At 37.9% G+C, this 24,462-nt stretch carries 25 protein-coding genes; 21 read left to right on the top strand and 4 right to left on the bottom strand.

Features of this window, described 5'->3' with window-relative positions; translation table 11 throughout:
* Positions 1 to 224: 224 nt before the first annotated feature.
* Entirely contained in the window at positions 225 to 986 is a 762-nt protein-coding gene (locus KQI58_RS05795; protein ID WP_216407285.1) for a tyrosine-protein phosphatase, read from the top strand.
* 18 nt (positions 987 to 1,004) lie between these two features.
* Here KQI58_RS05795 and KQI58_RS05790 read toward each other — a convergent pair whose 3' ends face one another.
* Positions 1,005 to 2,543 carry a helix-turn-helix domain-containing protein gene (locus tag KQI58_RS05790; protein ID WP_216407283.1) on the bottom strand — a complete coding sequence of 513 codons (1,539 nt, stop codon included), beginning with the start codon at positions 2,541 to 2,543 and terminating at the stop codon, positions 1,005 to 1,007.
* Positions 2,544 to 2,822: 279 nt separating this feature from the next.
* Between KQI58_RS05790 and KQI58_RS05785 the strand changes: the two genes are divergently transcribed.
* From KQI58_RS05785 to KQI58_RS23115, 19 genes are all read left to right on the top strand, one after another.
* Complete coding sequence (locus tag KQI58_RS05785) at positions 2,823 to 4,070, top strand: O-antigen ligase family protein (protein ID WP_216407280.1); 1,248 nt, start codon at positions 2,823 to 2,825, stop codon at positions 4,068 to 4,070.
* Positions 4,067 to 5,104, top strand: coding sequence for a glycosyltransferase family 4 protein (locus tag KQI58_RS05780; protein ID WP_216407278.1), 1,038 nt, complete (start codon positions 4,067 to 4,069; stop codon positions 5,102 to 5,104). The genes KQI58_RS05785 and KQI58_RS05780 overlap by 4 nt, the downstream gene beginning before the upstream one ends.
* 15 nt (positions 5,105 to 5,119) lie before the next feature.
* A complete protein-coding gene (locus KQI58_RS05775) occupies positions 5,120 to 5,803 on the top strand; it encodes a YveK family protein (protein ID WP_216407277.1) in 684 nt (227 codons plus the stop codon).
* A gap of 23 nt (positions 5,804 to 5,826) precedes the next feature.
* Complete coding sequence (locus tag KQI58_RS05770; protein WP_216407274.1) at positions 5,827 to 7,038, top strand: polysaccharide pyruvyl transferase family protein; 1,212 nt, start codon at positions 5,827 to 5,829, stop codon at positions 7,036 to 7,038.
* Positions 7,035 to 8,453, top strand: a complete 1,419-nt coding sequence (locus tag KQI58_RS05765; protein WP_216407272.1) for an oligosaccharide flippase family protein — start codon at positions 7,035 to 7,037, stop codon at positions 8,451 to 8,453. The genes KQI58_RS05770 and KQI58_RS05765 overlap by 4 nt, the downstream gene beginning before the upstream one ends.
* Positions 8,450 to 9,175 carry a WecB/TagA/CpsF family glycosyltransferase gene (locus KQI58_RS05760; protein WP_216407270.1) on the top strand — a complete coding sequence of 242 codons (726 nt, stop codon included), beginning with the start codon at positions 8,450 to 8,452 and terminating at the stop codon, positions 9,173 to 9,175. Before KQI58_RS05765 ends, KQI58_RS05760 begins: the two co-directional genes overlap by 4 nt.
* The gene (locus KQI58_RS05755; protein WP_216407268.1) at positions 9,172 to 10,413 is read left to right on the top strand and encodes a glycosyltransferase family 4 protein; all 1,242 of its coding nucleotides are present in this window, start codon (positions 9,172 to 9,174) and stop codon (positions 10,411 to 10,413) included. Before KQI58_RS05760 ends, KQI58_RS05755 begins: the two co-directional genes overlap by 4 nt.
* Positions 10,414 to 10,415: 2 nt before the next feature.
* A complete protein-coding gene (locus KQI58_RS05750) occupies positions 10,416 to 11,186 on the top strand; it encodes a helix-turn-helix domain-containing protein (protein ID WP_216407266.1) in 771 nt (256 codons plus the stop codon).
* Positions 11,187 to 11,422: 236 nt separating this feature from the next.
* Positions 11,423 to 12,109 carry a sugar transferase gene (locus KQI58_RS05745; RefSeq protein WP_216407264.1) on the top strand — a complete coding sequence of 229 codons (687 nt, stop codon included), beginning with the start codon at positions 11,423 to 11,425 and terminating at the stop codon, positions 12,107 to 12,109.
* Positions 12,110 to 12,144: 35 nt separating this feature from the next.
* Positions 12,145 to 12,918: a YveK family protein gene (locus tag KQI58_RS05740; protein WP_216407262.1), complete on the top strand. Its 774-nt coding sequence runs from the start codon at positions 12,145 to 12,147 to the stop codon at positions 12,916 to 12,918.
* 18 nt (positions 12,919 to 12,936) lie between these two features.
* Complete coding sequence (locus KQI58_RS05735) at positions 12,937 to 13,620, top strand: CpsD/CapB family tyrosine-protein kinase (protein ID WP_216407260.1); 684 nt, start codon at positions 12,937 to 12,939, stop codon at positions 13,618 to 13,620.
* Positions 13,621 to 13,683: 63 nt separating this feature from the next.
* Positions 13,684 to 16,563 (top strand): immunoglobulin-like domain-containing protein, encoded by a 2,880-nt coding sequence (locus KQI58_RS05730; RefSeq protein ID WP_216407258.1) that lies wholly within the window; start codon positions 13,684 to 13,686, stop codon positions 16,561 to 16,563.
* A gap of 16 nt (positions 16,564 to 16,579) precedes the next feature.
* Entirely contained in the window at positions 16,580 to 17,080 is a 501-nt protein-coding gene (locus KQI58_RS05725) for a DUF4352 domain-containing protein (protein ID WP_216407256.1), read from the top strand.
* A 172-nt stretch (positions 17,081 to 17,252) separates the two neighbouring features.
* Positions 17,253 to 18,410: a non-hydrolyzing UDP-N-acetylglucosamine 2-epimerase gene (gene wecB, locus KQI58_RS05720; protein ID WP_216407254.1), complete on the top strand. Its 1,158-nt coding sequence runs from the start codon at positions 17,253 to 17,255 to the stop codon at positions 18,408 to 18,410.
* Positions 18,400 to 19,353, top strand: coding sequence for an LCP family glycopolymer transferase (locus KQI58_RS05715; protein ID WP_216407252.1), 954 nt, complete (start codon positions 18,400 to 18,402; stop codon positions 19,351 to 19,353). Before wecB ends, KQI58_RS05715 begins: the two co-directional genes overlap by 11 nt.
* Positions 19,354 to 19,483: 130 nt before the next feature.
* Positions 19,484 to 19,963 carry an Rrf2 family transcriptional regulator gene (locus tag KQI58_RS05710; RefSeq protein WP_253295799.1) on the top strand — a complete coding sequence of 160 codons (480 nt, stop codon included), beginning with the start codon at positions 19,484 to 19,486 and terminating at the stop codon, positions 19,961 to 19,963.
* A gap of 11 nt (positions 19,964 to 19,974) precedes the next feature.
* The gene (locus KQI58_RS05705; protein WP_127979868.1) at positions 19,975 to 20,163 is read left to right on the top strand and encodes a hypothetical protein; all 189 of its coding nucleotides are present in this window, start codon (positions 19,975 to 19,977) and stop codon (positions 20,161 to 20,163) included.
* A 49-nt stretch (positions 20,164 to 20,212) separates the two neighbouring features.
* Positions 20,213 to 21,196, top strand: coding sequence for a choloylglycine hydrolase family protein (locus tag KQI58_RS05700; RefSeq protein WP_216407248.1), 984 nt, complete (start codon positions 20,213 to 20,215; stop codon positions 21,194 to 21,196).
* 30 nt (positions 21,197 to 21,226) lie between these two features.
* A complete protein-coding gene (locus KQI58_RS23115; RefSeq protein WP_367397917.1) occupies positions 21,227 to 21,481 on the top strand; it encodes an LPXTG cell wall anchor domain-containing protein in 255 nt (84 codons plus the stop codon).
* A gap of 220 nt (positions 21,482 to 21,701) precedes the next feature.
* Here KQI58_RS23115 and KQI58_RS05690 read toward each other — a convergent pair whose 3' ends face one another.
* The 3 genes from KQI58_RS05690 to KQI58_RS05680 form a co-directional block, all read right to left on the bottom strand.
* Positions 21,702 to 22,646 carry an NADP-dependent oxidoreductase gene (locus KQI58_RS05690; protein WP_216407246.1) on the bottom strand — a complete coding sequence of 315 codons (945 nt, stop codon included), beginning with the start codon at positions 22,644 to 22,646 and terminating at the stop codon, positions 21,702 to 21,704.
* A 68-nt stretch (positions 22,647 to 22,714) separates the two neighbouring features.
* Entirely contained in the window at positions 22,715 to 23,110 is a 396-nt protein-coding gene (locus KQI58_RS05685) for a MerR family transcriptional regulator (protein WP_216407244.1), read from the bottom strand.
* Positions 23,111 to 23,160: 50 nt separating this feature from the next.
* Positions 23,161 to 23,997: an SDR family NAD(P)-dependent oxidoreductase gene (locus KQI58_RS05680; RefSeq protein ID WP_216407242.1), complete on the bottom strand. Its 837-nt coding sequence runs from the start codon at positions 23,995 to 23,997 to the stop codon at positions 23,161 to 23,163.
* A gap of 73 nt (positions 23,998 to 24,070) precedes the next feature.
* Here KQI58_RS05680 and KQI58_RS05675 point away from each other — a divergent pair, with 73 nt between their 5' ends.
* Positions 24,071 to 24,421 (top strand): MerR family transcriptional regulator, encoded by a 351-nt coding sequence (locus tag KQI58_RS05675; RefSeq protein ID WP_216407239.1) that lies wholly within the window; start codon positions 24,071 to 24,073, stop codon positions 24,419 to 24,421.
* Positions 24,422 to 24,462: the final 41 nt, after the last annotated feature.

The following is a 24,462-nucleotide window of genomic DNA, read 5'->3' as shown; positions in this document are numbered from 1 at the left end:
TGAAAGCCTCTGGGTAGACTAGACTACCTAGAGGCTTTTTATGTTTAACCAGGTTTGTTATTAGCGTGTTACTAGTTTCAATCGTTGAATTTCATTCAGATGGGATGGTTGGCTAACTTTTGTGATTATCGAAATCACTGATTGTCAAAAAATGAACGATTTTTGATGGGTCATTGTTTAGGGCTTTTGATAAAATCGAACAAAAGCAGTTTGGAGTGGTCGGCATGATCGATTTACATTGTCATATTCTTCCAGGAGTAGATGATGGGCCAGAAAATCTTGAGGAGAGCATCGCTATGGCACATGCTGCTGTTAACCAGGGAATCACGCACATTTTATGTACGCCTCATCATAACAATGGTCATTATACCAATCCTGCTTCTAAGGTAATTTCAGCTGTTAAGAGTTTACAGAGAGAAATAAATCAGAGAGGGATTGATTTGACACTTTTTGAAGGACAAGAGATTCGTTTGACTGGTGATTTGTTAAAGGAGATTCAACAACGAAGGCTACTATTTACAGATTTAGATGATCAATATTTATTAATTGAGTTTCCTACTATTGAAGTTCCTGCGTATACAGATGCCCTTTTTTTTCAGCTAATTGATCGAGGGCACACACCTGTAATCGTACATCCTGAGCGTAATGCTGTTTTTTCAAAAGAACCGAACCGATTATTGCCCTATCTAGAAATGGGGGCTTTGACCCAAGTGACCGCGCCAAGTATTGTCGGTTTCTTTGGTCCAAAGGTTCAAAAAGCAGCCAAGACAATGTTGACAAATCGGTTAGCTTTTATGGTCGCCTCGGATGCTCATAGTATGCAGCAGCGTGGGTTCTATTTAAAGGAAGCTTATCAAGAAATTGAGAAAAATTTTGGAATAGATCGGGTAAAAGAGATGGAACAAATGACTAAGGATTTACTAAATGGAGATCCTGTCACGCGCCCAGATTATCAAAAAGTAAAGCATTTTTCTTTTTTTAAATAGTTTAAAAGGCTTGTATCATCAAAAAGATACAAGCCTTTTTTGCTGATTTTTGACCGTGAATAGTTCATTTAATTTTGTGTCCAATGTATAAAAATCAAGTTTTGTTGGTTTTCTTGGAATGACAATATTCGGAAGAGAGGGCTGATCTACTAAAATGGTTTTTCTTGTTGAAAGTAATAGATCAAGGGAATTTTTTTTGCGTAGACAATCATGGTGGGTATAAATCTCCATTTTAAATCTTCCAAGATATTCACTTTTGATCATCTTTATCAGATGCTGTTCTTCTAAATTTGTTAAATCTGTTGCTAAGAAAATTTGTAAAGGCTCCTCTACCTTTTGAATAGGAGTGATCGTTTCAAATAATAATGGATAAATAGACAATAAATAGTCCGTTTCTCTAAACAGTGGAAAATTTGTCTTTTTTTGTAATAAACCAATCAACTCACGTGCTCGTTCCTTTAGATTAGGAGAAACGGTTTCGTTATTGTACAAACAGGAATCCTGCGAATCGCATTCAGAGGATTGTTTATTTTGAAATAATTGACAATACAAATGTGTGCTATAGAGACTTTTTTCAACCGTTTTGAGATCATCTTTGGAAATAAAAAATTTTTGTTGGTCGAACCAGAGGCTTTTGAATGCTTCAACAGACTGAAATAATTGCGTATTTCGCTCATAGTGGAATTCGATAAATTCTTTTCTTATATATGTATTGTTAAATACTTCATCAATTGTAAAAACGTATAAAAATAAAAATCCTATTTCATCCTGTCGGTGGAGTTCCTTAGGCAAGACATCTCTCATTTCATCGAAAAAACGATCAAACAGTTCATTTTTTTCGATGTTTTCCCATAATTCCTTTGTTAAGTGAACATGCTTATCTTTTTTGGCCCGCTCAATACACACCGCAATCATACAGAAAAGCTTCTTATATTCAAAATCCGATAAACATAAGTGAAAAAAGTTAATTACGTAATCGATAATTTTTTCGGTAACTAACTTAGTTGTGCTTCCATAGTGCCAGCCGCCTCTGCTGTATGAAGATAGCAGTAAGGAAAAACTTAGATTACGAATATGAATTTCATTTCCAATCAGTTCTAAAGAACGACGTTCAATGGAAATTCCTTTTGGGACCAAATTTTTCCGGAATTTATTGATCATACGCCATAAGGACGACTCACTTACATAATACTGATGTGAAAACTGAATGATAGATGGCGTTTTTGAAAAAAAAATTTTCATGATCAGCTGATAATTGATTGTCTGTTCAATCATTCGAAAAATTAAATCCTCTAAGGCCGGTTCAAAATCATAGTATAAAAAATAGCCTTTTTTATTATGAATTTTCAATACGATTTCTTTATTGGAAGTAAAGGAGTCAATGTCCTCTTCAATAAATGTAAGGTATTTCAATATGGTACGTTGATTGATCTCTAATTGTGAGGACAATTCATCGATGGATAGCCATGTTTTACTTTCCTTCAATAAGCAAATTATTTCTATCTTTATGAACGTTTCCTTGTCAAAAAGATCAGCGATTTGATGGATTAGAAACATCTTTATATAGACACCTTCTTCTAACAATTTATAAAAAATAGTTAAACAATCAAAAAGAAATATCGTGATTGATAAACAAATAGACTTTTGTAATGTTAATATTTCGTTTTATTAATTTGCAATTATTATTTTATACCCTCGGACAAAAGTCTACCAATCAAATTTTGACTTAAAATTAACAAAAAAAGACGTTTAGATAAATATAGTCTAGATTAATATTAATTATATTTAATTTTTATGCTAAATCATTATTTTAAATTCTGACAAAGGAGTGATTTATTGAGTGATCGCATGAAGATTCATTTTTTTTTATTACTAATCATGATTTTTCCTTTAGTGGATATTTTCAACGGTGTCTTCATATCCTATGGAAATACGATCCCACTAGGAACCGTCTATCGAATTTTTTTTATAGCATATATTTTCTACGGCGTGTTAACCAAAGGAATAAAGCAAACAGACGATTATGTGCTGCTTTTGATAACTCTTTTTTCTCTAACCATTATATGTATCATCCAGGCCTTTTTCTTCAATACAGGCTTCAATTTATTGGTAGAGGAATTGTCATACGTCATTCGGTTTTATTTATGTTTGCTGATTCCTTTTTTCGCGAAGCAGTTCGGAAAGTTTTTATCTATTGAGAAGTTAGCTAGATTAACGATTATTTTAGATGTTTTTCTAATCGGGGGACTAATCATTCCCTATGTACTTGGACTAGGAAATAATACGTACGATGATGCAGCAGGCTTTAAAGGCTTCTACTTTGCTACAAATGATATTGCTTATGCTTTTTTAATCATGCTTTTTTTTGTTGGTTGGTTTCTTATTCAACAGAAACGGCGAATCATTCCGGCAGGATTTTTAGTTGGGCTGTATTTCTTAAATATGTATTGTCTTTTAATTCTCGGAACAAAATCTGGATTGATGACAGGAGTTCTCTATTCGATTTTTTTGGTTGGATATTTTTTGTTTCGATATCGCAGTCAAACATTGTATGAGCAATTCTTTATTTTTGAATTTTTGATTGGTTTGCTCTTTTTTCTTGTGATGAAGGGAAGAGAATTTCTATTAAATTCTTTATCTAGTGTAATAGCACGCTTTACTTATTTCCGCACGCTTTATCAAGATGATTGGCCGCGGCTGCTGTTGAGCTCTAGGAATGTCTATCTGAAGGATGCTGTCGCGAATTTTTCACAGCTACCCAAGAATCAATATGTGTTTTGGTTTGGTTCGGGCTTCGAGAACCGATGGGATTGGTATGGCCGAAAGGGCGGATTAATCGAAATGGATTTTTTCGATATGTTTTTTTCTTATGGAATTATCGGAACGATCGTCTTGATAGCTGTGATGACTCATTTTCTAAGGGTAGCGGCTTATCAAGGATTTAATAAATTTTGTATTTTCTTACTTATTTTTACGATCGTATACAGTTTTTTGGTTGGACACGTTCTTTTTTCAGCGTTATCAGCGACAGTGTTTGGTTTTACCTGCATGTTCATCCAAGTAATCAAAGAGGAGCAACTATGAAAAGAATAATTATGGTGGGACCGAAAAGTACTGGAAAAGGTGGGATTTCAACTGTAATCAAGAATTTTATTGATTATTATCCCAATAATCAGAAAAGCCAGATTCGTTATTTTTTTTCGTGGAATGAAAAGGGAAAGCTGTTCTACGCTTTTCGTGCCTTTTGCCAACTCTTTAAGGCTACACATATTCGTGAAATAGCGATTGTTCATTTCCATGTGTCTCAAGATGTTAGCTTTTATCGAAAAGCTTTATTAATAAAAGCAATAAAAAAAGAAACAAAAATCATTTTTCATATGCATGCACCAAATTTTGAAACGTTCTATAAAGAGGCAAATAAATTTGAGCAACGTTACATTCGTAAGGTACTAGACCGTGTCGATCTTGTAGTTGCCTTAGGTGATGACTGGAAGGAATACTATCAGACGCTGACGAAAACGAAAGTAATCGTCGTAAATAACGCTGTTTTTGTTCCTCCGGAAAACAGCTATCAAGCCAGCTCCACAAATGTACTCACCTTTGGACGTATCTGTGAACGAAAAGGGAGTCAGGACATTTTGTTGCTTGCCAAGCGAGTTCAGAGAAAAATGCCGGAGCTCCGATTTCATCTGTACGGAGATACGGATGAAACGACTTCGAAGATTATCGATCGAATGAAGCGGCTGAACTGTGAAAATGTCGAATTACACGGTTGGACCACGAATCAGGAGGAGCTATTGAAGGATTGCGGCTTACATCTTTTGCCGTCTTATCATGAAGGCATTCCGATGGCAATTTTAGAAACGATGGGGTGCGGCATTCCCAATCTGGCCACAAATGTTGGAGGGATCGGACAGGTGATAAACCATCAAGAGAACGGTTTTCTTGTCACACCTGGGGACATCGATCAAATGGAACAAGCAATTATCAGCTTTTTCTCTAATTTGGAAAAGCGTAAACGATTTTCTATTAATGCTAAACAGACGATTCATCAACACTATTCCTTGGAAGCCTATTTTGAGACTTGGAAATGTGTGTATGACTCATTAGCTGATTAAGGGAAGGAGCTATTCATGTATTCATTCAACGATTTCATGCATGTCCTCTGGCTACGAAAAAGAATGATCGTGATTCTGACACTTTGTTTCATGGGAATAGGCTGTGCAGGCTTCGTATTTATGAAGGGATTTCAGTACACGAATCAAGTGTCCTTTCTGTTACCTGTGACAGAGACCACTAAAGAAGATGAAGGTGAGGATAAGCTGGAGGTCGAAAATCAAGTAATTTCCAGCAATATCAAGCTGATTGAGACATACAAAGAAATGATAAAAAGTGATTCTCTTTTACAAGCGATTCAGGAGGACTATCCACAGCAAAGTAAACAACAATTATTAGATAGCTTAACGGTTTCTAACAGCATTAATTCGCAAATCTTTACGGTCGCTATTACCACAAAAAGCCCGGAGCAAAGTAAAAAAATTGCCATGAGCCTAAGTGAAAAATTTCCACAAATAGTAAAAAAGAGCCAATTGCCACGGGACGTGTTTTTGCTTTCGGCGGAAACGACCGAGACCGTGAGGACACCGAGATTTTCTAAGCTATTACTGGGAGCTTGGTTTGCGAGTTTTATGATCAGTACATCGTGTAGTTTTTCTTGGACTTATTTATATGAAAGAAAATACCTGAGATCTCCGGAAGCGGCTCAGCTTCTTATTGAGACAGAGAACATTGGCATAGTTGATTTCTATGAATTATAAAACTTGAAAGTAGAGGAATATGAGTGAAAGCAACACTAGTTAGTTTTATTGACAGCTCGAATATCGGTGATCGTTTGATCGCAGAAACCTTATCAGAACAGCTGTTAACTGGAATTGAAACAAAGAAGTATAGTTACAAATTAATTGAAGAATCGCAGGTCAGGATAAATAAAAATCTTGTTCGGCGATCTAAACCTCACGATATTTATTTTAAATATTTTCGTCAGCTTCCTTTAATAAAAAACGTAGTCAGTAAAGGAAAGTGGATACGATCCCGACGAAGAATGTACGACCTAGAAGATATCAAACGCTTTGAAGCAGCGTTACAGCAATCGGACTTCTTAATGATTGGAGGAGGCAATGCGATTTTTGATCTGTCTCCGGCAACGTTATCTGCTCAACGCTTTGATCAAGTAGTTTCCTTGGCTAATCAGCATCAGCTGCCCATTTTTGTCTGTTCCATTGGGATCGGCCCATTTTGTACAAAGAAACAACAAGATGCAGCGATTGCTACATTAAAAAAATGTGATTTTGTCAGCTTTCGTGATAAACGCTCCTTGGAATACTTGAAAAATACAGGGCATCCGGCAGCCTATGCATCGGTCGATCCGGTCTTTCTTTTACCGGAAATACAGCCTTTCGAGCAATTAAAAGCACAAAAAAAAGTCCAGCAACGAATCGGTGTTTGTGTGATCGATTATCGAATTACTGGCTGTTCGCGAAAAGCCTATCTCAATTATTTAAAAGAAATGAAGCATCTGATCCATGATTTGGCTGCTGCTAATAAGGAGATCATTCTCTTTTCTTCCGAGGTGCAGGATTATGAAACGATTGAAATGCTCTATGACGATTTTCTTAAAGATCCTCAGGTAAATGTGGTCTTTGTAAAAGAGAAGGAGGACTTATTAACGCTTTACCAGTCATTGAACTTGGTCATTGGAACTAGAATGCATTCGATGATCGTGGCGGTCTCTCAATTTGTACCTATCATCGGTTTGTCTTGGCAGCAAAAGGTTGTTGAAATGTTCAAAAATCTCGGGATTGAAGAAGATGTGCTGGCGATTAATGACTTGAGTAAGAAAAGAGAGCTGCTATTGAAGAAAATCAATGAAAAACTAGCGAATAATGATCAGGAGCTTATCAAAATGAGACAACGTAAAGAAGAAATGCGGCGTGCGTTTGCAATTAATTACGAGATTATCGACACTCTTCAGCAACATTTGGTAAATGTATGAATCAGTATAAAAAATTATTCAATGATTCCATTGTTTTCGCTATTGGTAGTTTTGGCAGCAAGCTCATTACCTTTTTTTTGGTGGGATTTTATACCTATTATTTGAGCAAAAGTGAGTATGGAACAGCCGACTTACTGATCAACTCAGTCAATCTTTTGCTTCCGGTTGTTAGTTTGAGTGTTTCCGAAGGCGTTTTGCGTTTTGTTTTAGATAGTAAAGATACTTCGGAAAAGGTCAGCTGGTTGCGTACAGCTATCAGAATTAATTTTTTGGGACTGATAGGAACTGGTGTCTTTGCGTTTCTTTTCTATTTTTTCGGTCCACGGTTGGAAGTTTCTTCCTCGATTGGTGTGTTTAGTTTTCTTTTACTAACGATTCAGTCCATTCAACTTATTTTTATGCAGTACATAAAAGCGATCGGGAAGTTAAAGATTTATGCATCAAACGGTATTTTACTTTCGCTATTAACGTTGATTTTAGGCATCGTTTTCTTTCGCCGTTTACCTAATAAGCTGGATGCCTACTTTTGGTCACTTGTACTGGCTAACGCGATTTCTTTAGTGTTTTTGTTTCTCAATATTTCTTGGAAAGATTTATTTAAAAGCAGGGAAGGTTGGAATATTCAACGAGGAAAGCAGCTGATTATCTATAGCTTGCCGTTGATTCCTAATTCGGCAATGTGGTGGATTCTGACAACCTCTAGTCGTTTTATTATGACCTTCTTTTTAGGGGTGGCAAGTAACGGAATGTATGCAGCTGCAAGTAAGATCCCCAGTCTTTTATCGGTGATTGGTTCAATATTTCTGCAGGCTTGGCAGCTATCAGCCGTTGAACACTATCAAAAAAAAGATGCAAGAATTTTTTATCAAAAAGTCTTCAATCATTATTGCACGCTGCTTTTAGTTTTTTCCGGTTTGATCTTATTATTTTTAGATCCGTTGGCCTCCTTGCTGTTATCAAAGGAATTTTATTTTGCTAAAGCCTATATTCCTTTATTGCTAATAAGTAATTTTTTCTCCTGTATTTCTGGTTTTCTAGGCACGACCTATATTGTAGTGAAGAAAACAAAAGGCGTCTTAACGACCTCTTTAGCAGGAGCGGCAGTCAGTCTTTTCGGAAGTATTCTTCTTATACCGCTGATAGGAATCAATGGCGCTTCGATCGCTTCTGGAATGGGTTTTTTTATCATTTTCTATTTACGAAAAAAGGAAACGGATCGGCTGATGGCAAGTACTTTAGCAACGAGACAAATGCTGCTTCAGTTTGGGTTGTTAGTTTTACAAATGATCCTTAATGAGGGGCTATTTTTATCAAAAGCCCTATGCTTTATCAGTCAAATGTTAATGATTGCAGGCATCATTTTCATTGATTTAATTCAAAATAATCTAGTGAGGAAGAAGAGGGGAGCGCAATGAATAAAATTGAACTGTTTGATCTGTTGATTGATGAGGGAAACTTGAAGGAGACGGTGGATGAAATGATCGCACGCATTCAGCGCGATGAAGTAATCGAGCATGTTGGCGTCAATTCCAACAAGGTGGTATTGAGTCATCGAAATGCCCAAATAAAAAAGATCATTCAACAGGCTGATATGGTAAGTGCAGACGGCTACTCGGTTGTCCGAGCCTGTCGGTGGTTAAAAAAGAAAAACATTGAACGTGTTACTGGGATTGACACAATGCTGGAGCTTCTCAAGCAAGCGGAAGAAATGGGGCTGACTGTTTTTTTCCTAGGCACGAAGGAAGTGATCCTTAACCGCTTACTAGAGGTATTAAAACAGCAATATCCGAAATTACAAATTGTTGGTGCACAGCATGGCTATTTTAAAGATGAGCAGTCAGTCGTTGATAAGATTGCTGCTTGTCAACCGCAACTCTTATTCATCGGAATGACCTCTCCTTATAAGGAAGAGTTCGTCAGTAAATACAAAAATGAATTGAATGCCAATCTAATTATGGGGGTTGGCGGAAGCTTTGATGTGTTAGCTGGTGAGATATCCCGGGCACCGGTTTGGATGCAACGTAATGGACTGGAATGGCTGCATCGGTTTATGAAGGAACCGCAGCGACTTTACAAGCGTTATATTTTTGAGAATATCTATTTTATTTACTTATTAGTACAGGAGAAATTTAAATGAGGAAGCCTCGTGTCTTGTTATTGACTTATGGAAAATTGCCGATACCTGCAGTAAAGGGCGGGGCAATCGAAACGCTTTTAGATTCTTTGATTGAAGAAAATGAACAGCAACAACAATTAGAACTGGTTGTGCTGTCTGAGGCTGATCCCGCTATTTTCACTTTCAATCAAACACATAAGTATACACAAGTAATTTCTGTCAAAACGAATGAACGTCCTTTTTGGTGGCTGCTTCAAAAATGCCAGAACAAGCTGAAGCAACTTCTAACGGGAAAAAGAAAAAATCTCATTCCTTATCCAGAATTAATAAAAGCAGCCAATCAGTATTTACAGGAGAATACGGTAGATTGTTTGATAGATCTGAATTGTCCTGAACGAATTCCTGCTATCCGTTCCTTTTATTTAGGCAAGCTTGCCGTTTATTTACACAATGATTACTTAAATCCCCAAACGTTTAAAGGAGCAGAAATTCTTCAAGAGCTGGATGGTGTCTTATCGGTCTGCCATTTCCTTAATAATCAGGTTCGCCAAATCGACTATACGAAGGACTGGCCGTTACTCTACCGTGTAAACAATGGAATTGCCCTGAAGAAGTATCAACCAGCAACAGAAGAAGAAAAACAACACATTCGCCTACAGCTAAACTACAGCCAAACAGATTGTGTCATTGTTTTTTCAGGCCGAATAACGGAAACCAAAGGTATTCATCTTTTGTTTGAAGCGCTTAGTCGGCTTGATTCATTGGAAAACGTAAAGGTTTTGGTATTAGGAGGAACTACATACAGTTCTGCTGAAAAGGACAGCTATTTCAAAAAAGTGATGGCACAAGCAAAACATCTGCCAATTGAAGTGAAATTTACAGGATACATTGAAAAACAGCAGATTCCTCGATATTTGAAGGCAGCAGACATTTGTGCTGTTCCATCTATCTTTCATGAGACTTGTTGTCTTTCGGCAGTTGAAGCCCAGGCAATGGGAATCCCTGTGATTGCGACTAGAATCGGTGGGATTCCAGAATATATCAGCGAAGCGGGTTCGTTTCTGATCGATTATGACGCACAATTTGTAGAAAATTTTGCGGCTGGACTAGATCGATTAATCCATGATGAGGCCCTTCGACAGCAAATGAGGGAAGAAGCACTAAAGGAAAGGACGAGGCATTCACAGGAACGCTATTATGATGAATTTGTTAAATGTATCAACCATTTCGTTGAAAATGAACGGAGAAAAGGAGACTGAAAATGAAACTATTAATTTTAACAAAAAATATTTTGGCTGAAACAAGCTTTCAAAGCAAGCTGCAACAAATGAATAATGAAGTCTTTTGTAGTACATGCTTATTAGATGCCTGTCATTCAATGGATCAAGAGATGAGTCATCTGCTGTCTTGCTTTGACGCAGTTATATTAAGCGAAACGATTTCCTATCAGGAGATTGTCGATTTAATCTCCAATATTCGTGATTATGTCCCTGCTATCGTTAGAAAATATGAAAGTGAATTTACCAAAGGCTTTGAAGAAGAGCAGACTGAATATGTTATCGATCAGCGTATAAAAAGTGATGCATCTCTAGAAGAAATTCGGGAGCTTTGTCAGGCGATTCGCCCAAAAAGTTCAGAAATATGGAAAGAAAGCAGCTTTGTCTATAGCAAAAAGAAAACACCGGAAATTAATTATCATTTTTATAATTTCGGTTTTTCTAAACGCGAAAGCCGGATGCTGATGTGCTTATACGAAAATAGAGGTCGGTATCTTTCACGTCAAGAAATGTGCCAAAAAATTTGGAATGAAGAAAGTGCTTCGGATTCGAAAATGTCCGCATTATCTAGCTGTGTTCGTAATATCAAGGAAAAAGTCGGAAAGAGCGGAGTGGATTTCAACCCGATCGACACAGCTTGGGGAAGAGGGTATCAAATGTCAGATGAGTTTTATCAATTGATACAAACAGAAGCTAAGCTGAAAAAAAGTGATGCTCATCAAATTCTAAACGTACCTGAGAATATTTTTCTTTAAAAGTAGCAAAAAAAGTCAGTAAATAGACAAAAACAGAAGGGAATAAATCGTATTTCATCTTTTTTATTAAAAATAATATGATTTTAAGGCGAAAAACTAAAAAAACCGTCACATCTTTGATGGTTCAAGTTGTCTCTTCTGTTCTATTATTAATTTGTTAGTTGTAATTATTCTAAAAAAACAGATGAAGTAATGAAGAAAAATACATCGGATTTTTTCGATTTTTTGGAAGTGAAATGATGAATAATGTCTATGGAAATAACTCGTCCGTTAATATTGTCGAATTAACAGAACAGAATAATTTAACAACCTCCAGTTTTTTTGCAGGGAGGACAAAACGAGTAGTCGATATAGTCGTGAGTGCTGTAGGGTTACTTGTGCTCGCGATTCCCTTTGCTTTTGTCGCATTGCTTATAAAATTAGAAGATCCTAAAGGTCCAGTTTTTTTTAGTCAGACACGCGTCGGTTTAAACGGAGACTATTTTCTGTTGTATAAGTTTCGAACGATGCATGTAGGAGCTGAAAACGAACTAGCAGAATTGATAGAGAAAAATGAGATCAAAGGTGCGATGTTCAAAATGAAATGCGATCCACGTGTGACAAAAGTGGGTCAATTTTTGCGGAAATTTAGTATTGATGAATTTCCACAGCTCGTCAATGTCTTAAAAGGAGAAATGTCCATTGTAGGACCAAGACCCGCATTGCCGCGAGAGGTGGAGCAATACTCAGATTATCATCGTCTTAGATTACGGGTGAAGCCTGGATGTACAGGCCTTTGGCAGGTGAGTGGGCGCAACAGACTCCATTTTGAAGAAATGATTCAGTTAGATCTGAGCTATTTGACAAAAGGCAGTTTTCTTTTAGACGTACAAATTATGTTAAAAACTTTGCTGGTAATCATTACCCGTGACGGGGCTTATTAGCTTAACACATTAACTATCGGAGGCAACAAACCACTATGGATGAGAATTTAAATTTTTCTTTTTTTGCACGAACGATAAAAGAAAAGCTACCAACTATTATTCTTTTTAGTCTCGTCGGATTGCTACTGGGCGGGTATATTTCTTTTTTTTGGATCACACCGCAATATAGTTCGCAAACGCAAATGATTGCTGCGACGAAAACAAGTGAAGAGAACCTTTCGAATGAAATTACGGCCAATCTACAATTGGTGAAAACCTACAAGGAATTGGTATTAAGTGATTTAGTCTTAGGTCAGGTACAGGAAAAGCTAAGGTCTGAAGAGAATCAGCAGATGACAATGAGTGAATTAAGGGAGGCCATTACACTAGAACAACAGCAGGAGTCGCTTTTTTTTTCGATCCGAGCTGTAAGTGACCGGCCAAGATTGTCGGCTCATTTGGCAAACACTACTTCGCAGATTTTTCAAGAGGCCTTAGCAGAAAGCCAAATTCCTGGAGAAATCTCAATTACTTCAGAGGCGACAGCTAGCCGTTCTCCGATATCGCCTAATCATAAATTGAATTTAGTTCTTAGCGTATTTATCGGCGGACTCGTTGGCTTTCTATTCGTTCTGCTGCGAGCAAGTGTGGATCAGACGATTAAATCGGAGCAAGCCGTTTATGAGATTTTTGAAACCAATGCATTAGGAATCATTCCTTATACAACGAGTGTGGATATGAAAATGTCCGCCAAGGATAAGGATCTTTTGAAGAGAAACTTGTCGGAGGAATCTTTACATGTATCCAGAAGACAAAGAAAAAGAGTCTAATTTTAGGAGCGTTACTACATGAAGGAAAGAGAAACACGCTTAATTTCGATTGAGAATCGATTTTCACCTATCACTGAACAGTATCGCAATGTTCGAACGAGTATTCAGTTTGCCGCCTCCTCAGGTCAGCCGTTAAAGCTGCTTTTGGTCACCTCTACGGAACAAGAGGAAGGGAAAACTACGGTTGCTGCGAACCTGGCAGTCGTTATGGCTGAAGCAAATAAAAAGATATTACTGATTGACGGAGATTTACGTCGCGCAACAGCAGGTAAATTTTTCAGTACTTATTCGAATCGAGCAGCAGGTCTAAGCACCTTGCTGAGTAATCTACGGAGTGAGCCAAGTGAAGCGATTCAAAGTACACAAGTAAAAAACTTGGATTTTTTACCAGCGGGTCCGATCCCGCCTAATCCATCCGAACTGTTAAATTCTAATCGCTTAAATGAAATTTTTCGGCAGCTTGAAGAACAGTATGACTATATCATTGTTGATTCACCACCATTATTAGTAGTTACAGATGCTCAGATTTTCTCTTCAAAAGTCGATGGCGTCATTTTAGTAGTCCGAGAAAATCGCACGAAACGAAATAATTTAGTAAAGTGCAAAACCTTGCTTAAACGATCAAACGCCCGTTTAATCGGCTTTGTTTATAACGGAGCTAAATCTGTGAGTGCTGGAAACTATAAATATTACAAATATTAGGGGGTGATCGATGGATAAGCGGTGTTTTAAATCAATGATAAAAAAAAGAAAGGGGTAAAATTAGTGAAGAAAAAGAAATTATTAACAATTGGGGCTAGCAGTTTAATGTTGCTAAACTCAGGATTACTACCAGCCACAGCATTGGCAGAAGAAAAAACTGCAGGAACTGAGGAGGTAGCGCCAGAGACAAAGGGGTTAACAACTGACAGCTTATCGGAGGCTCTTCCTGAGTCGAGTGCTGAACCTGTACAGGAAACAACCGAATCAAAAGAAGTACCTACCTCAGAAGTTCCAACTACAGAAAAGGAGGATACTTCTAAAGATAACGAAGAACAGGAATCAAAGACTACGTCGATCAGACCGATGGATTTGGGCTTGATTGCTTGGGGGAAAATTGGTTTAAAAACATCGACGGATAAAGAATTAGTGATCAACAACCAAAAAACAGAAGGTATTTTAACCGTTGATCTAAATATTACACAAGTAGCGAACTTGGGGATTGCAGACAAAACGTATTATCAAGTGAAATTACCAAATGAATTTAAGCCATTGCTAGAAGACCCGCGCTTTATTAACTATTTATCTGGTGAAATGAAGGCTTACAATGTTGGTATTCCAATCAAATCTTATACGTATAAATCAACAGACATCAAGGTTGATCCAGATAACTGTTCACTGATTATTCAAAATCCAAGTATTACAACAGTTATTGGTCTTTTCCCACATGTTTACACTTCAGTAAGTATTGATTTAGGTGGATTTGTAACGGATACAGAAATTCGTGTGCCAAGTTCATTAGACGGGAAATATCATTTCAATACCGCTTTAACACAGGATAACAATGTTATTGATTGGACAGTCGGTGGTGGTAAAGAGTCAAGCGGTTACTTAGAGTATGCGAAGCTTGACCCAGCTTATGGAACTGAAAAACCTGTATTAACAGCTGAAAATCGCAAAATTGTTTTAGGTGACGACTTTACTGGGTCATTTGCAATGAAGGGCGTTTCCGCAATTGACAAGGAAGACGGCGATATCACTAAAAACATCGTTATTACAGATAATCAGGTGAAACCGAATGTTCCTGGTGTCTATCCTGTAACCTACAAAATTGTCGATAGTCATGGTTTGTCAGCTACTAAGACAATCGAAGTAACCGTGGCTCAAAACACATTACCAGTAATTAATGCTGAAAACAAAGTAATCGAACAGGGTGAGCCCTTTAATCCATTAGCAGGAATTACTGCCCACGATGAAGAAGATGGCGATTTGACATCAAAAATCATTATTAAGTCAAATACCGTCAATACAAACGTACCTGGCAAATATTTCATCACTTATTCGGTGGAAGATAGCCATAAAGGCATTACTACCAAGGATATCGAAGTTGAAGTAAAAGCAACCGTTCATGGGATTACTCCAAGTGACTATACAGTCGGCAATGGATTAATCACAGGAACGTATGAAGGAAACGTTTCATATTTAGAATTTTACGTTGATGGTCATTTAGTGTCTACAGGTGGAACATTTAAGGATGGAAAATTCGCTTATGAAGTAAGCACTGGCTTGATTAAGAAAAATTCTAAAGTCGTGTTAATGGCTTATGACAAAGATAAAAAGAAATTAGATGAAAAAGCAGTAAAAGTATTGTCTAATTACAGCGGCACACTTTCTGCTTACGATTATACAGTTGGCGATGAATATATTCGCGGAACCTATAGTGGTGACGTGAAGAAAGCCAAAGTAATCGTTAACGGAAAAGTTCTTTCTTTAGGTGGAACCTTCAAGGATGGAGAGTTCAGCTATTGGGTCGGTAAAAATGCCATTCAAAAAGGCGATAGTGTTTTTGTTAATGGGTATGATGTCGACGGCGATGTGTTAACTCAAAATAACAAAGTAAACATCCTAGCTGCTCCAGAAGCAAAAGGAACAATTACACCTAATAAATTTACCGTTGGCGCTGTTGAAATTACCGGAACGTACACTGGCGATGTGAAGAAAGCGAAATTGTATGTGAATGACAAATTAATTTCACAAGGCGGAACCTTTAAAAACGGAAGCTTCACTTATTATGTGGGCCAAAATGTTATTTCAAAAGGTTCAAATGTCCGTTTAGTTGCTCTTACTTCAGACGATAAAGAGCTTGACACTAAAAATGTACAAGTAGAATCAAACACATCTGGCACAATGGTAGCGGACAGCTATACAGTTGGCGATGAATACATCACTGGTAGTTACAGTGGCGATGTGAAAAAAGCGAAAGTAATTGTTAACGGAACAGTTCTTTCATTAGGTGGAACCTTCAGTAATGGCCGCTTCACTTATTGGGTAGGACCATCTAGAATCAAAGCCGGTGACAATGTCTTGATCAACGGATATGACCAAAACAATGCGGTATTGACTCAAAACAATCGAGTAACTGTGAAGCAAACACCTGCTCAAGTAGGAACGATTACACCTAGTCAATATACAGTTGGTAACGGAGAAATTACCGGAACCTATACTGGAGACGTGCGTAAAGCTCGTCTATCTGTAAATGGAAATGTTATTTCGTGGGGCGGAACCTTCAAGAATGGTCAATTCACTTATTACGTGGGTAATAGCATTAAAGAAGGCGATGTTGTCACAATGAATGCCTATGGGGCAAACGATGTATTGCTTCAGGAAAATGTGAAGGTCAACTTTACCAGCTCTTCATATAAAGGCAGCATTTCTCCAAATGCGTATACTGTTGGTGCAGTTGAAATTACAGGTATCTACGTAGGAGATGTGAAGCAAGCTCGTCTTTATGTAAATGGTGGTTTGATTTCAATTGGCGGAACCTTCAAAAATGGTACCTTCAACTATTATGTAGGCAACGCAATTAAAAAGGGCGATACTGCTTACCTAGTAGCTTATGGTCCAGATGGTAAGGAATTAGATAGAAAAACAGTTCAAGTTAACTAACGAACGGAGATTTTGAATGAAAAAAATATTATTAAGTATTGTTGCAGTTTGTTTTTTCTTAACGGGATGTGATACGTCGAGTAATAAAGAAACTGACGGCAGTAAGGATACTTCTGCTAAAGTATCCGAAGTTACCATGAAAGACGGATTAGACACACCTTTTACAGCGGATGGGGTCGAAATGAAAATCACTGACGTAACCACCAGTGAGTCTGTCGATCAAGCAGATAAGCCAAAGCAGCTCGTTACCTTTACAGTTGAATGCAAAAATATCGGTACTCAAGACAAAGGGGTAGGGGCGATTGATTTTCAATTGGTGACAGATAAAAAAGATAAAAAGAACAAAAAAGATAAAACATACAACGTAACTGAGGAAATGGAAGCTTTTGGAGGAGTCTTAGGGCCTGAAAAAACTTCGAAGGGCAAATTGTTTTATTTGATCGAACCAGGAGAAAAACCAACAAAATTGGCCTATGCTCCAGCTGACAAAGCCCTTAAAACATGGAATCTACAATAATAGATTTTTTCATTGATCAATATTTGGCGAGAACAATCAATCTTTTTATTATTTAGATCTTCAATCCGCTTGTTTTATGTTTAAAATCTAGAGAATCTTGAAGGAGCTGATGACACTCTCCTTCAAGATTCTTTGTTGTATGAGACAAATTATTAAATAAAGGGAGATACATATGCCGATAAAAGTAATGTCGATCTTTGGTACTCGACCGGAGGCTATAAAGATGGCGCCTGTGATTAAGCATTTGGAGAAGGATTCGCGCTTTCAATCTAGTGTTGTTGTCTCTGGACAGCATAGAGATATGTTGGATCAGGTCTTGGACTTCTTTCAAATTATGCCAGATTATGATTTGAAAATCATGAAGGAAAAACAGAGTTTGAGCGATGTGACGGTGAGAATTATTGAAGGTTTGACCCCTATCTTGGAGGCGGAAGCTCCAGACGTGGTCTTAGTTCACGGAGATACTACAACCACATTGGCAGCGGCGTTATCCGCTTATTACCAGCAGATTACTATAGGTCATGTCGAGGCGGGACTGCGAACCTGGAAAAAGTATTCCCCATTTCCAGAAGAAATCAATCGTCAGCTTGTTGATTCATTATCTGACCTGTGTTTTGCGCCAACTGCAGATAGTGCTGCTAATTTAATGAAGGAAAATTGTTCTAAAGAACAGATTTTTATTACAGGAAATACCGCCATCGATGCGATGAGGTACACCGTTCGTAAAGACTATTCTCATCCTAATCTTATTGATAACGGCAAACGCCGCTTATTAGTCACAATGCATCGTAGAGAAAATTTAGGCAAGCCGATGACGGAAGTTTTTCAAGCATTGGCTCAATTAGCAGAAGAGAAAAAAGATATCGAGATTATTTTTCCCATGCACAAAAATCCGGCAGTTCGTCAGCTTGCTGAACATGTGTTGGGTAAAATTAAAAATATTCAGCTGATCGAGCCATTAGATATTTTTGATTTTCATAATTTTTCGCAACGCAGTACATTGATTTTAACCGATTCTGGAGGTGTACAAGAAGAGGCACCTTCACTTGGGGTGCCTGTGCTGGTGCTGCGTGATACGACAGAACGACCTGAAGGAATAAAAGCAGGAACGTTAAAACTAGTGGGGACTAGAAAAGAGACTGTTTATCAAGAGGTCAAAAGATTGCTGGAGGATCAAGCGGCTTATCAAGCGATGGCTCAAGCGGCGAATCCTTACGGCGATGGTCAGGCAAGTAAACGTATTGTGACTATCCTCGCACAGACTTTTAGTGATAAAGCGATGAAGGCTGAAGAATCTGAAAAAGTAATGGAGCGCAAGAATGGGAAATAAGCGAAAAAGAAATGGGCCACATAGAGTACTCCGAATGAAAAAAGTCCTAACGATTCTAGTGTCTACGTTACTAGTATTGATTCTGTTGCTCACTGCAATTGCGGCAAAAGTTCTCTACGATGTAAAAGAAACTACTGAAGAAGCCTATGAGCCTCTGGCTAGAACACAAAAATTAAAGACCGTAGACTTAAAACAGCAGGAACCTTTCAGTGTATTATTACTCGGAGTGGATACCGGCAGCTTGGGGCGCTCAGAACAAGGGCGTTCTGATACGATCGTGGTGGCTACAGTCAACCCTGAAAAAGAAAAAACTGTATTGGTCAGTTTGCCTCGTGATACTTACGCTGAAATCGTTGGACATAATACAATGGATAAAATCAATCATGCGTATGCGTTCGGAGGTACAGCGATGACGATCGCTACGGTAGAAAAATTAGTGGATATTCCAATTAATTACTACATGTCGATCAATATGAAGGGGATTGAATCCCTTGTTGATGCAGTTGGAGATATTGAGGTTTCTAATCCTTTTGCCTTTACCTATGAAGAAACAGAATTTCCAAAGGGCTCTCAGCGATTAGACGGAAGCAATGCGTTAAAATATGTTCGCATGCGCTATGATGATCCTGAAGGAGACTATGGTCGACAGGCAAGACAACGTCAAGTCATCGCTGGAATTATGAAGCAAGCACTCAGTATCAAAGGGATCAGCCGTTATCAAGAAATATTAACGAGTCTTGGCAGTACGATCAAAACGGATATCCCTTTTAGTGATTTAGAGATAGTAGCGAGAAAATACCGCAGCGCCTTTAGTACGATTGAATCAGATCAAGCAAAAGGAGAAGGATTCATGCAAGATGAAATCTCTTATCAGCGTTTATCTCCAGAAGAATTAGCCAGAGTTCAGCGGTTGTTAAAAACAGAGCTCACTACGGGAACATAATACGAAATCCCTCTTATTAAACACTTCGTTATCCATGTCACCGTTGTTTTCAGATGGTGAAAAATCTCCAGCTTAACTGTAGACAAAAAATATCCATGGATATATAATGTCTGTAGAAAGAGGTGAGTACTTGAAATTATCATCGTCCTACGTCCAAGCTATTGGAATTTTAGTTATGTTAGCAGAATTACCGGAAAATGACTCGCTAAAATCGAATGAAATCAGTAAGCGAATGAATGTCTCACATACTTACTTACAGAAGATCGCGACGAAATTGAAGCACGCGGATTTAATTGAATCTTATGCGTCGAAGCAAGGCGGGTACAAATTGAAAAAGCCCAAAGAAGAGATCAATTTTCTCGATATTTTCTTAGCTGTTGAAGGGGAAACGCCATTTCTTTCCCATATCAATCTGGAGCCCATCGATGCGATGTTTATTGACCAAGATTTAGTCGCCGAAAAAGCAGAGGTCGTGAAGAAAATCCATAGAGATGCTCAGAAAGCATATCTGAAACAATTAGAAGCTCACTTATTAACAGAGATTTTACCAAAAGATGCGGACGGTCAGTATTTGATCATTGATTGGAAAAAATTAATTAACGAAGAATAGGAGAGAGTAGTATGTCATTTAAAGATGAAATTAACAAATTAAAAGAAAGCTTTGAACAAACTAAGGAACAAGGAGCCAAATTAGGCGAAAAATATAGTGAAGAAGGGAAAAGCATCGGAGAAGAGTACGCAGAAAAGGGCAAGGCTGTTGGAAAACAGTTTAAGGATATGTCCTCTTCAGTCAAGGACCGTTTTAAATAACCTGTTATAAAAGAGTATAGGTCACTTATTTTTGAGGGAGTAATCGATTATGTGTACTAGTTTAACGTTGACAAATCAAGCGCAGCAGCATTTTTTGGCAAGAACCATGGATTTCGGCTTTCAATTAGAGGGAAGACCAGTCGTGATTCCCAGAAATTATGTATGGAAAAAACAATTTAATGGCTCGCAACAAACAAAGTACGGCTTTCTTGGGACGGGTCGAAATCTAGGGGAGTATTTTCTAGCAGATGGGATCAATGAAAAGGGGCTTGCAATTGCAGAGCTTTACTTTTTAAATGAAGCCAAATACAGCTCTGAAGAAAAAGAAGCGTCTGTCAATTTGGCTCCTCATGAATTTATTATCTGGCTATTAGGTGAAATCGAAAGCATTTCTGAATTGCGGAAGCGAATCACCGAAGTCCAGATTGTTGAAAGAGAAGTACCGATTTTAGGTTTTGTACCGCCGCTTCATTACATCGTAACTGATAAAACTGGAGAAACTGTGGTGCTTGAATCAGATAGCGGCGAATTGGTAATAAAAGATAATCCAGTTGGCGTCATGACAAATAGTCCAGAGTTCGGTTGGCATTTGAAAAATTTGAATAATTATTTGAGTATTCAGCCCAACAACTTTTCAAATAAAAAAATCAATGAGTATGAAATCAAGCCTTTCGGTCAAGGTTCCGGCACGTACGGGCTTCCTGGCGGGTATACGTCACCAGAGCGATTTGTGAGGACCGTCTACTTGCGAGCTTTAATTGAATCAGGGGAAACCGCCGATGATTCTTTGAATGCGATGTTTAAAATCTTGGATAATGTCACGATTCCAAAGGGTGTGAACATTAAAAACGATGGCTCGATCGACTATACGCAATACCGAGCTGTGTTTGATGTATCGAACGGTACTTATTACTTCAATCCCTACGAAACACAAGAGATTTTTGAACTGAGATTGACTGAAGAATTGTTAACGAAAGACGAACCAGTTGAATTTAAGTACCCAACGGATTTCAAAACGACAAAATTGATTTAATCACTAATAAGACAAGCTATTTGAGGTGAAATCTTTCAAACAAAACCAAGTACATCAGTCAAAAGTTCCGAAGATTCTACGTCAGGAACGACTAGTACGACGAAAAAATCGCAATCAAGTGATTCAAGTAGCACAACTAGTAACGTTTTAACAAAGACTACCCCAAGTAGCAACGCTCAGAAGCAATATCCAAAAACCAATGATTCGAAAAGTAGTTTTTTGTGGGTAATTTTTGGTATTAGTTTGTTTGGAACAGCGGGTTATTTGCTAAAGAAAATGTGGTAATGAAAAATTGAAGTCAATAGAGGCCCTTTCTTGATAAAAAGAAGGGTCTTTTTTTCTTTATTGTACCTTTGTATACATCACAGATGGCACAAAAAACGTGTACATATTTGGGTTATGTACACGTTTGTGTGTCTTTATTTTCTGAAGGAATATCTTTTAAAAACGAAGTATCACTAAATAGAATACTGGGTAGAGATGCTCTTCCAGCTAATACGTTTTCCTAATCCTTCACATGAATGACGATTTTACCTCTAGTATGGCGTCCTTCGATCATTTCATGGGCCTTTTGAACATTCTCAACTGAGAGCGGCATGATTGTTAGCTGCAAGTTGATTTTTCCTTCAAGTGTGAGGTTGGCAAGGGCTGTTAAGTCCTCTGATGTTCCATTTGTAAATTGAAAACTGACTTGCTTTTGTTGATCCTGCTGCTGTTCAGGAGTAGGCTGAGCGGCAACTGTTACTAGTTTTCCATCAGCTTTCAAAACTTTTAAACCAGAGTCAATATCTCCCGCCGTATCAAAAACGGCATCATAATCCTGCAAAACATCTCCTGGAGAAACTTGATTGTAGTCGATCAGTTCATCGACCCCCATTTCCTTCAGCAAAGCATGATTCGATGGACTTGCAGTGGCGGCTACATAGGCTCCTAAAGCTTTGGCAATTTGTACAGCGATCAGACCAACGCCGCCAGCGCCTCCTTGGATCAATATTTTTTGGTTTTCCTGTAGGCTCAGATTCTTCACGATGGCACAATAAGCGGTCAACCCAGCAATTGGTAAAGCGGCCGCTTTATCAAAGGATAATCCAGCAGGAATTGGAGCAATCAATTCTGGTGTGGTAATGATTGATTCGCTGTAAGTTCCGTTATTTCCTGGTCGCACGGTGGGAGCATTACCAAAAACAGGATCGCCTACTTGATAACCAGTCACGTCGCTGCCCACTTGTGTTACCACCCCAGCAAAATCCCAGCCGAGAACTATCGGAAAAGACCAAAGTTCGTTAAAGGGTTTATCCAGCATCCCTAAACGACCGGCGATATCCATAGGATTAATACTAAAAGCATGATTGGTGATCAAAATCTCGTTTTTCTGTAATGGTAATTGAGTTAGTTCTGTTTCTTGTAATTCTTGGGCTGAACCAAATTGATGAATAGCTATTGTTTTCATTAAAAAACCTTCTTTCAAATTTACTCACATCATAAACTATGGGCTTGACCACATAGCAACCAGTTTGTTTAATTTTTATTCGAAGATTTTCGTTCATTGAGATACTCAATTTTTTTATCAATGAATTCAGAAATTTCAAGTAGCTGTTGTATATGCTCTTGTAGAGAAACTTGATAGTCTTGATAAACTTTTAGATGTTTATCGATTGGATCATGATCCGAAAAATCCTTCAGTAGCGTTAATTCCATTCCAGTGTACTGAAAGATCCTAATTATTTGCATCCGTTGGAGATTATTGGCAGAGTATCGTCGGTAATTATTGGTATCGCGTTTAATGGAACCTAGAATATCCAGTTTTTCATAATAGCGTAAGGCTTCTTTGGTAAAGCCTGTAATCGCCATGACTTCCTTTGTAGAGAATTCTGTTTGGTTTTTGGGAATATCAAATAATTGAAATTGAGCCATTCGTGTGATCCTTTCTTTTTTCAAGATGCGGAGTTACTCTTACGATCAAACTACAATTGATCGCTAATAGTCCACCATTGATCAGCCATTTGTGCTGAAAATTGGGCAGGAAGGGGCACAACCTTTCCCGATTCATTAAAGAACTGACCGCTTGTATTAGTTAATGATACATCTGTTGCCAGCATAGCACCAATCGGTGGATTTTTTTTTGATAGACGGGCAAATAAAGGACCGATTATTTTTAGTAAAAGACCGCTACTTTCTGTACCATAGCTAGAATCAGGAATATTTCCTGGATGAAAAATATTTACTGTAACATTGGTATCTTTTAATAAGTGGGCTAATTTCTGTGTCAGTAGAATTCTTCCGCCTAAAGCATCTCCAGTAACTTGCATCCCACTGTAATTTTCTGCACTGGGAACAGGCTGAGGTGGATTTATTTTCAAACGGCGAACGATGACTGGTAGAGCACCTACCATGAGAATTCGACCCTGATCGGCTTTTTTTACAAGCGGCAGCAGCGCATTTATCAGCCAAAAATGCGTTAAATAGTTTAAGACAAAATTTTGATCATATCCATCTTTTGTTAATTGCTGTGTTGGCTGCATAATCCCGATTGAACTGACAAGTACGTCTACGTGATCTACGTTTTCACTAAGCACCCTGCTTAATTTTGTAACGGCTTCTTTGGTGCTTAAGTCAGCTTGAATAAAAGAAATGTCCGAATTTCGCGTAGTTTGCTGCAATTGCTGTACGACTTGCTCACCTTTTTCTCGGTTACGAGCAACGATCATAATTCGATAGTTTTCTTGAGCTAGATCTTGAGCAGTTTTTTTACCCACACCTGAGTTTCCACCAATGATTAATGCAATTTTTTTATTTGTCATTTGAAAGTCTCCTTGTTTTTAGGTTTAAATGATTGTAAACTATAAAGCAAACTTTATAGCAAGGGGAATTTTCATGAAACCGCACGATTATTCAGCAGAACAAGCCGCACAACGGACAGGTATTTCAAAAGCCGCTTTACGCTATTATGAAAAAAATGACATCATCGGTCCTATATCGCGAGATGATCATGGTTATCGTCGTTATACCGAAGATGATTTGGATTGGATCAAAGTGATTATTCTAATTCGTGAAATTGGTATTCCCGTCAAAAGCTTAGTTGGTATTCGAAATACGAGCATGCAGGAACGAGTAAATTATTTAATTGACTATCGAAAAACAATTCAAAATGAAATAAAAAGGTTAGAAAATACCGATAAATTTTTAGAAGAGAAAATTACTTATTTGACCGTAAATAAGCTGTAAAAATCCTTCAGTTCGGCTTTTTATTAACAACAGTTGTCGAG

Origin of the sequence: Enterococcus raffinosus (assembly GCF_018917525.1) — a bacterium.
In the GTDB taxonomy this organism is placed as follows: Bacteria; Bacillota; Bacilli; order Lactobacillales; family Enterococcaceae; genus Enterococcus_A; species Enterococcus_A raffinosus_A.
Note: the sequence above shows the minus strand (reverse complement) of the source record. Positions and strands in the feature narration are given on the sequence as shown.

What these genes read in the sequence shown, in the direction of transcription:
- KQI58_RS05675 (WP_216407239.1), top strand. Translation starts at nt 24,071, where the DNA reads ATGAAACCGCACGATTATTCAGCAGAACAAGCCGCACAACGGACAGGT.
- KQI58_RS05700 (WP_216407248.1), top strand. Translation starts at nt 20,213, where the DNA reads ATGTGTACTAGTTTAACGTTGACAAATCAAGCGCAGCAGCATTTTTTG.
- KQI58_RS05760 (WP_216407270.1), top strand. Translation starts at nt 8,450, where the DNA reads ATGAATAAAATTGAACTGTTTGATCTGTTGATTGATGAGGGAAACTTG.
- KQI58_RS05735 (WP_216407260.1), top strand. Translation starts at nt 12,937, where the DNA reads ATGAAGGAAAGAGAAACACGCTTAATTTCGATTGAGAATCGATTTTCA.
- KQI58_RS05725 (WP_216407256.1), top strand. Translation starts at nt 16,580, where the DNA reads ATGAAAAAAATATTATTAAGTATTGTTGCAGTTTGTTTTTTCTTAACG.
- KQI58_RS05755 (WP_216407268.1), top strand. Translation starts at nt 9,172, where the DNA reads ATGAGGAAGCCTCGTGTCTTGTTATTGACTTATGGAAAATTGCCGATA.
- wecB (WP_216407254.1), top strand. Translation starts at nt 17,253, where the DNA reads ATGCCGATAAAAGTAATGTCGATCTTTGGTACTCGACCGGAGGCTATA.
- KQI58_RS05690 (WP_216407246.1), bottom strand. Translation starts at nt 22,646, where the DNA reads ATGAAAACAATAGCTATTCATCAATTTGGTTCAGCCCAAGAATTACAA.
- KQI58_RS05795 (WP_216407285.1), top strand. Translation starts at nt 225, where the DNA reads ATGATCGATTTACATTGTCATATTCTTCCAGGAGTAGATGATGGGCCA.
- KQI58_RS05745 (WP_216407264.1), top strand. Translation starts at nt 11,423, where the DNA reads ATGATGAATAATGTCTATGGAAATAACTCGTCCGTTAATATTGTCGAA.
- KQI58_RS05790 (WP_216407283.1), bottom strand. Translation starts at nt 2,543, where the DNA reads ATGTTTCTAATCCATCAAATCGCTGATCTTTTTGACAAGGAAACGTTC.
- KQI58_RS05740 (WP_216407262.1), top strand. Translation starts at nt 12,145, where the DNA reads ATGGATGAGAATTTAAATTTTTCTTTTTTTGCACGAACGATAAAAGAA.
- KQI58_RS05780 (WP_216407278.1), top strand. Translation starts at nt 4,067, where the DNA reads ATGAAAAGAATAATTATGGTGGGACCGAAAAGTACTGGAAAAGGTGGG.
- KQI58_RS05715 (WP_216407252.1), top strand. Translation starts at nt 18,400, where the DNA reads ATGGGAAATAAGCGAAAAAGAAATGGGCCACATAGAGTACTCCGAATG.
- KQI58_RS05775 (WP_216407277.1), top strand. Translation starts at nt 5,120, where the DNA reads ATGTATTCATTCAACGATTTCATGCATGTCCTCTGGCTACGAAAAAGA.
- KQI58_RS05750 (WP_216407266.1), top strand. Translation starts at nt 10,416, where the DNA reads ATGAAACTATTAATTTTAACAAAAAATATTTTGGCTGAAACAAGCTTT.
- KQI58_RS05765 (WP_216407272.1), top strand. Translation starts at nt 7,035, where the DNA reads ATGAATCAGTATAAAAAATTATTCAATGATTCCATTGTTTTCGCTATT.
- KQI58_RS05685 (WP_216407244.1), bottom strand. Translation starts at nt 23,110, where the DNA reads ATGGCTCAATTTCAATTATTTGATATTCCCAAAAACCAAACAGAATTC.
- KQI58_RS05705 (WP_127979868.1), top strand. Translation starts at nt 19,975, where the DNA reads ATGTCATTTAAAGATGAAATTAACAAATTAAAAGAAAGCTTTGAACAA.
- KQI58_RS05680 (WP_216407242.1), bottom strand. Translation starts at nt 23,997, where the DNA reads ATGACAAATAAAAAAATTGCATTAATCATTGGTGGAAACTCAGGTGTG.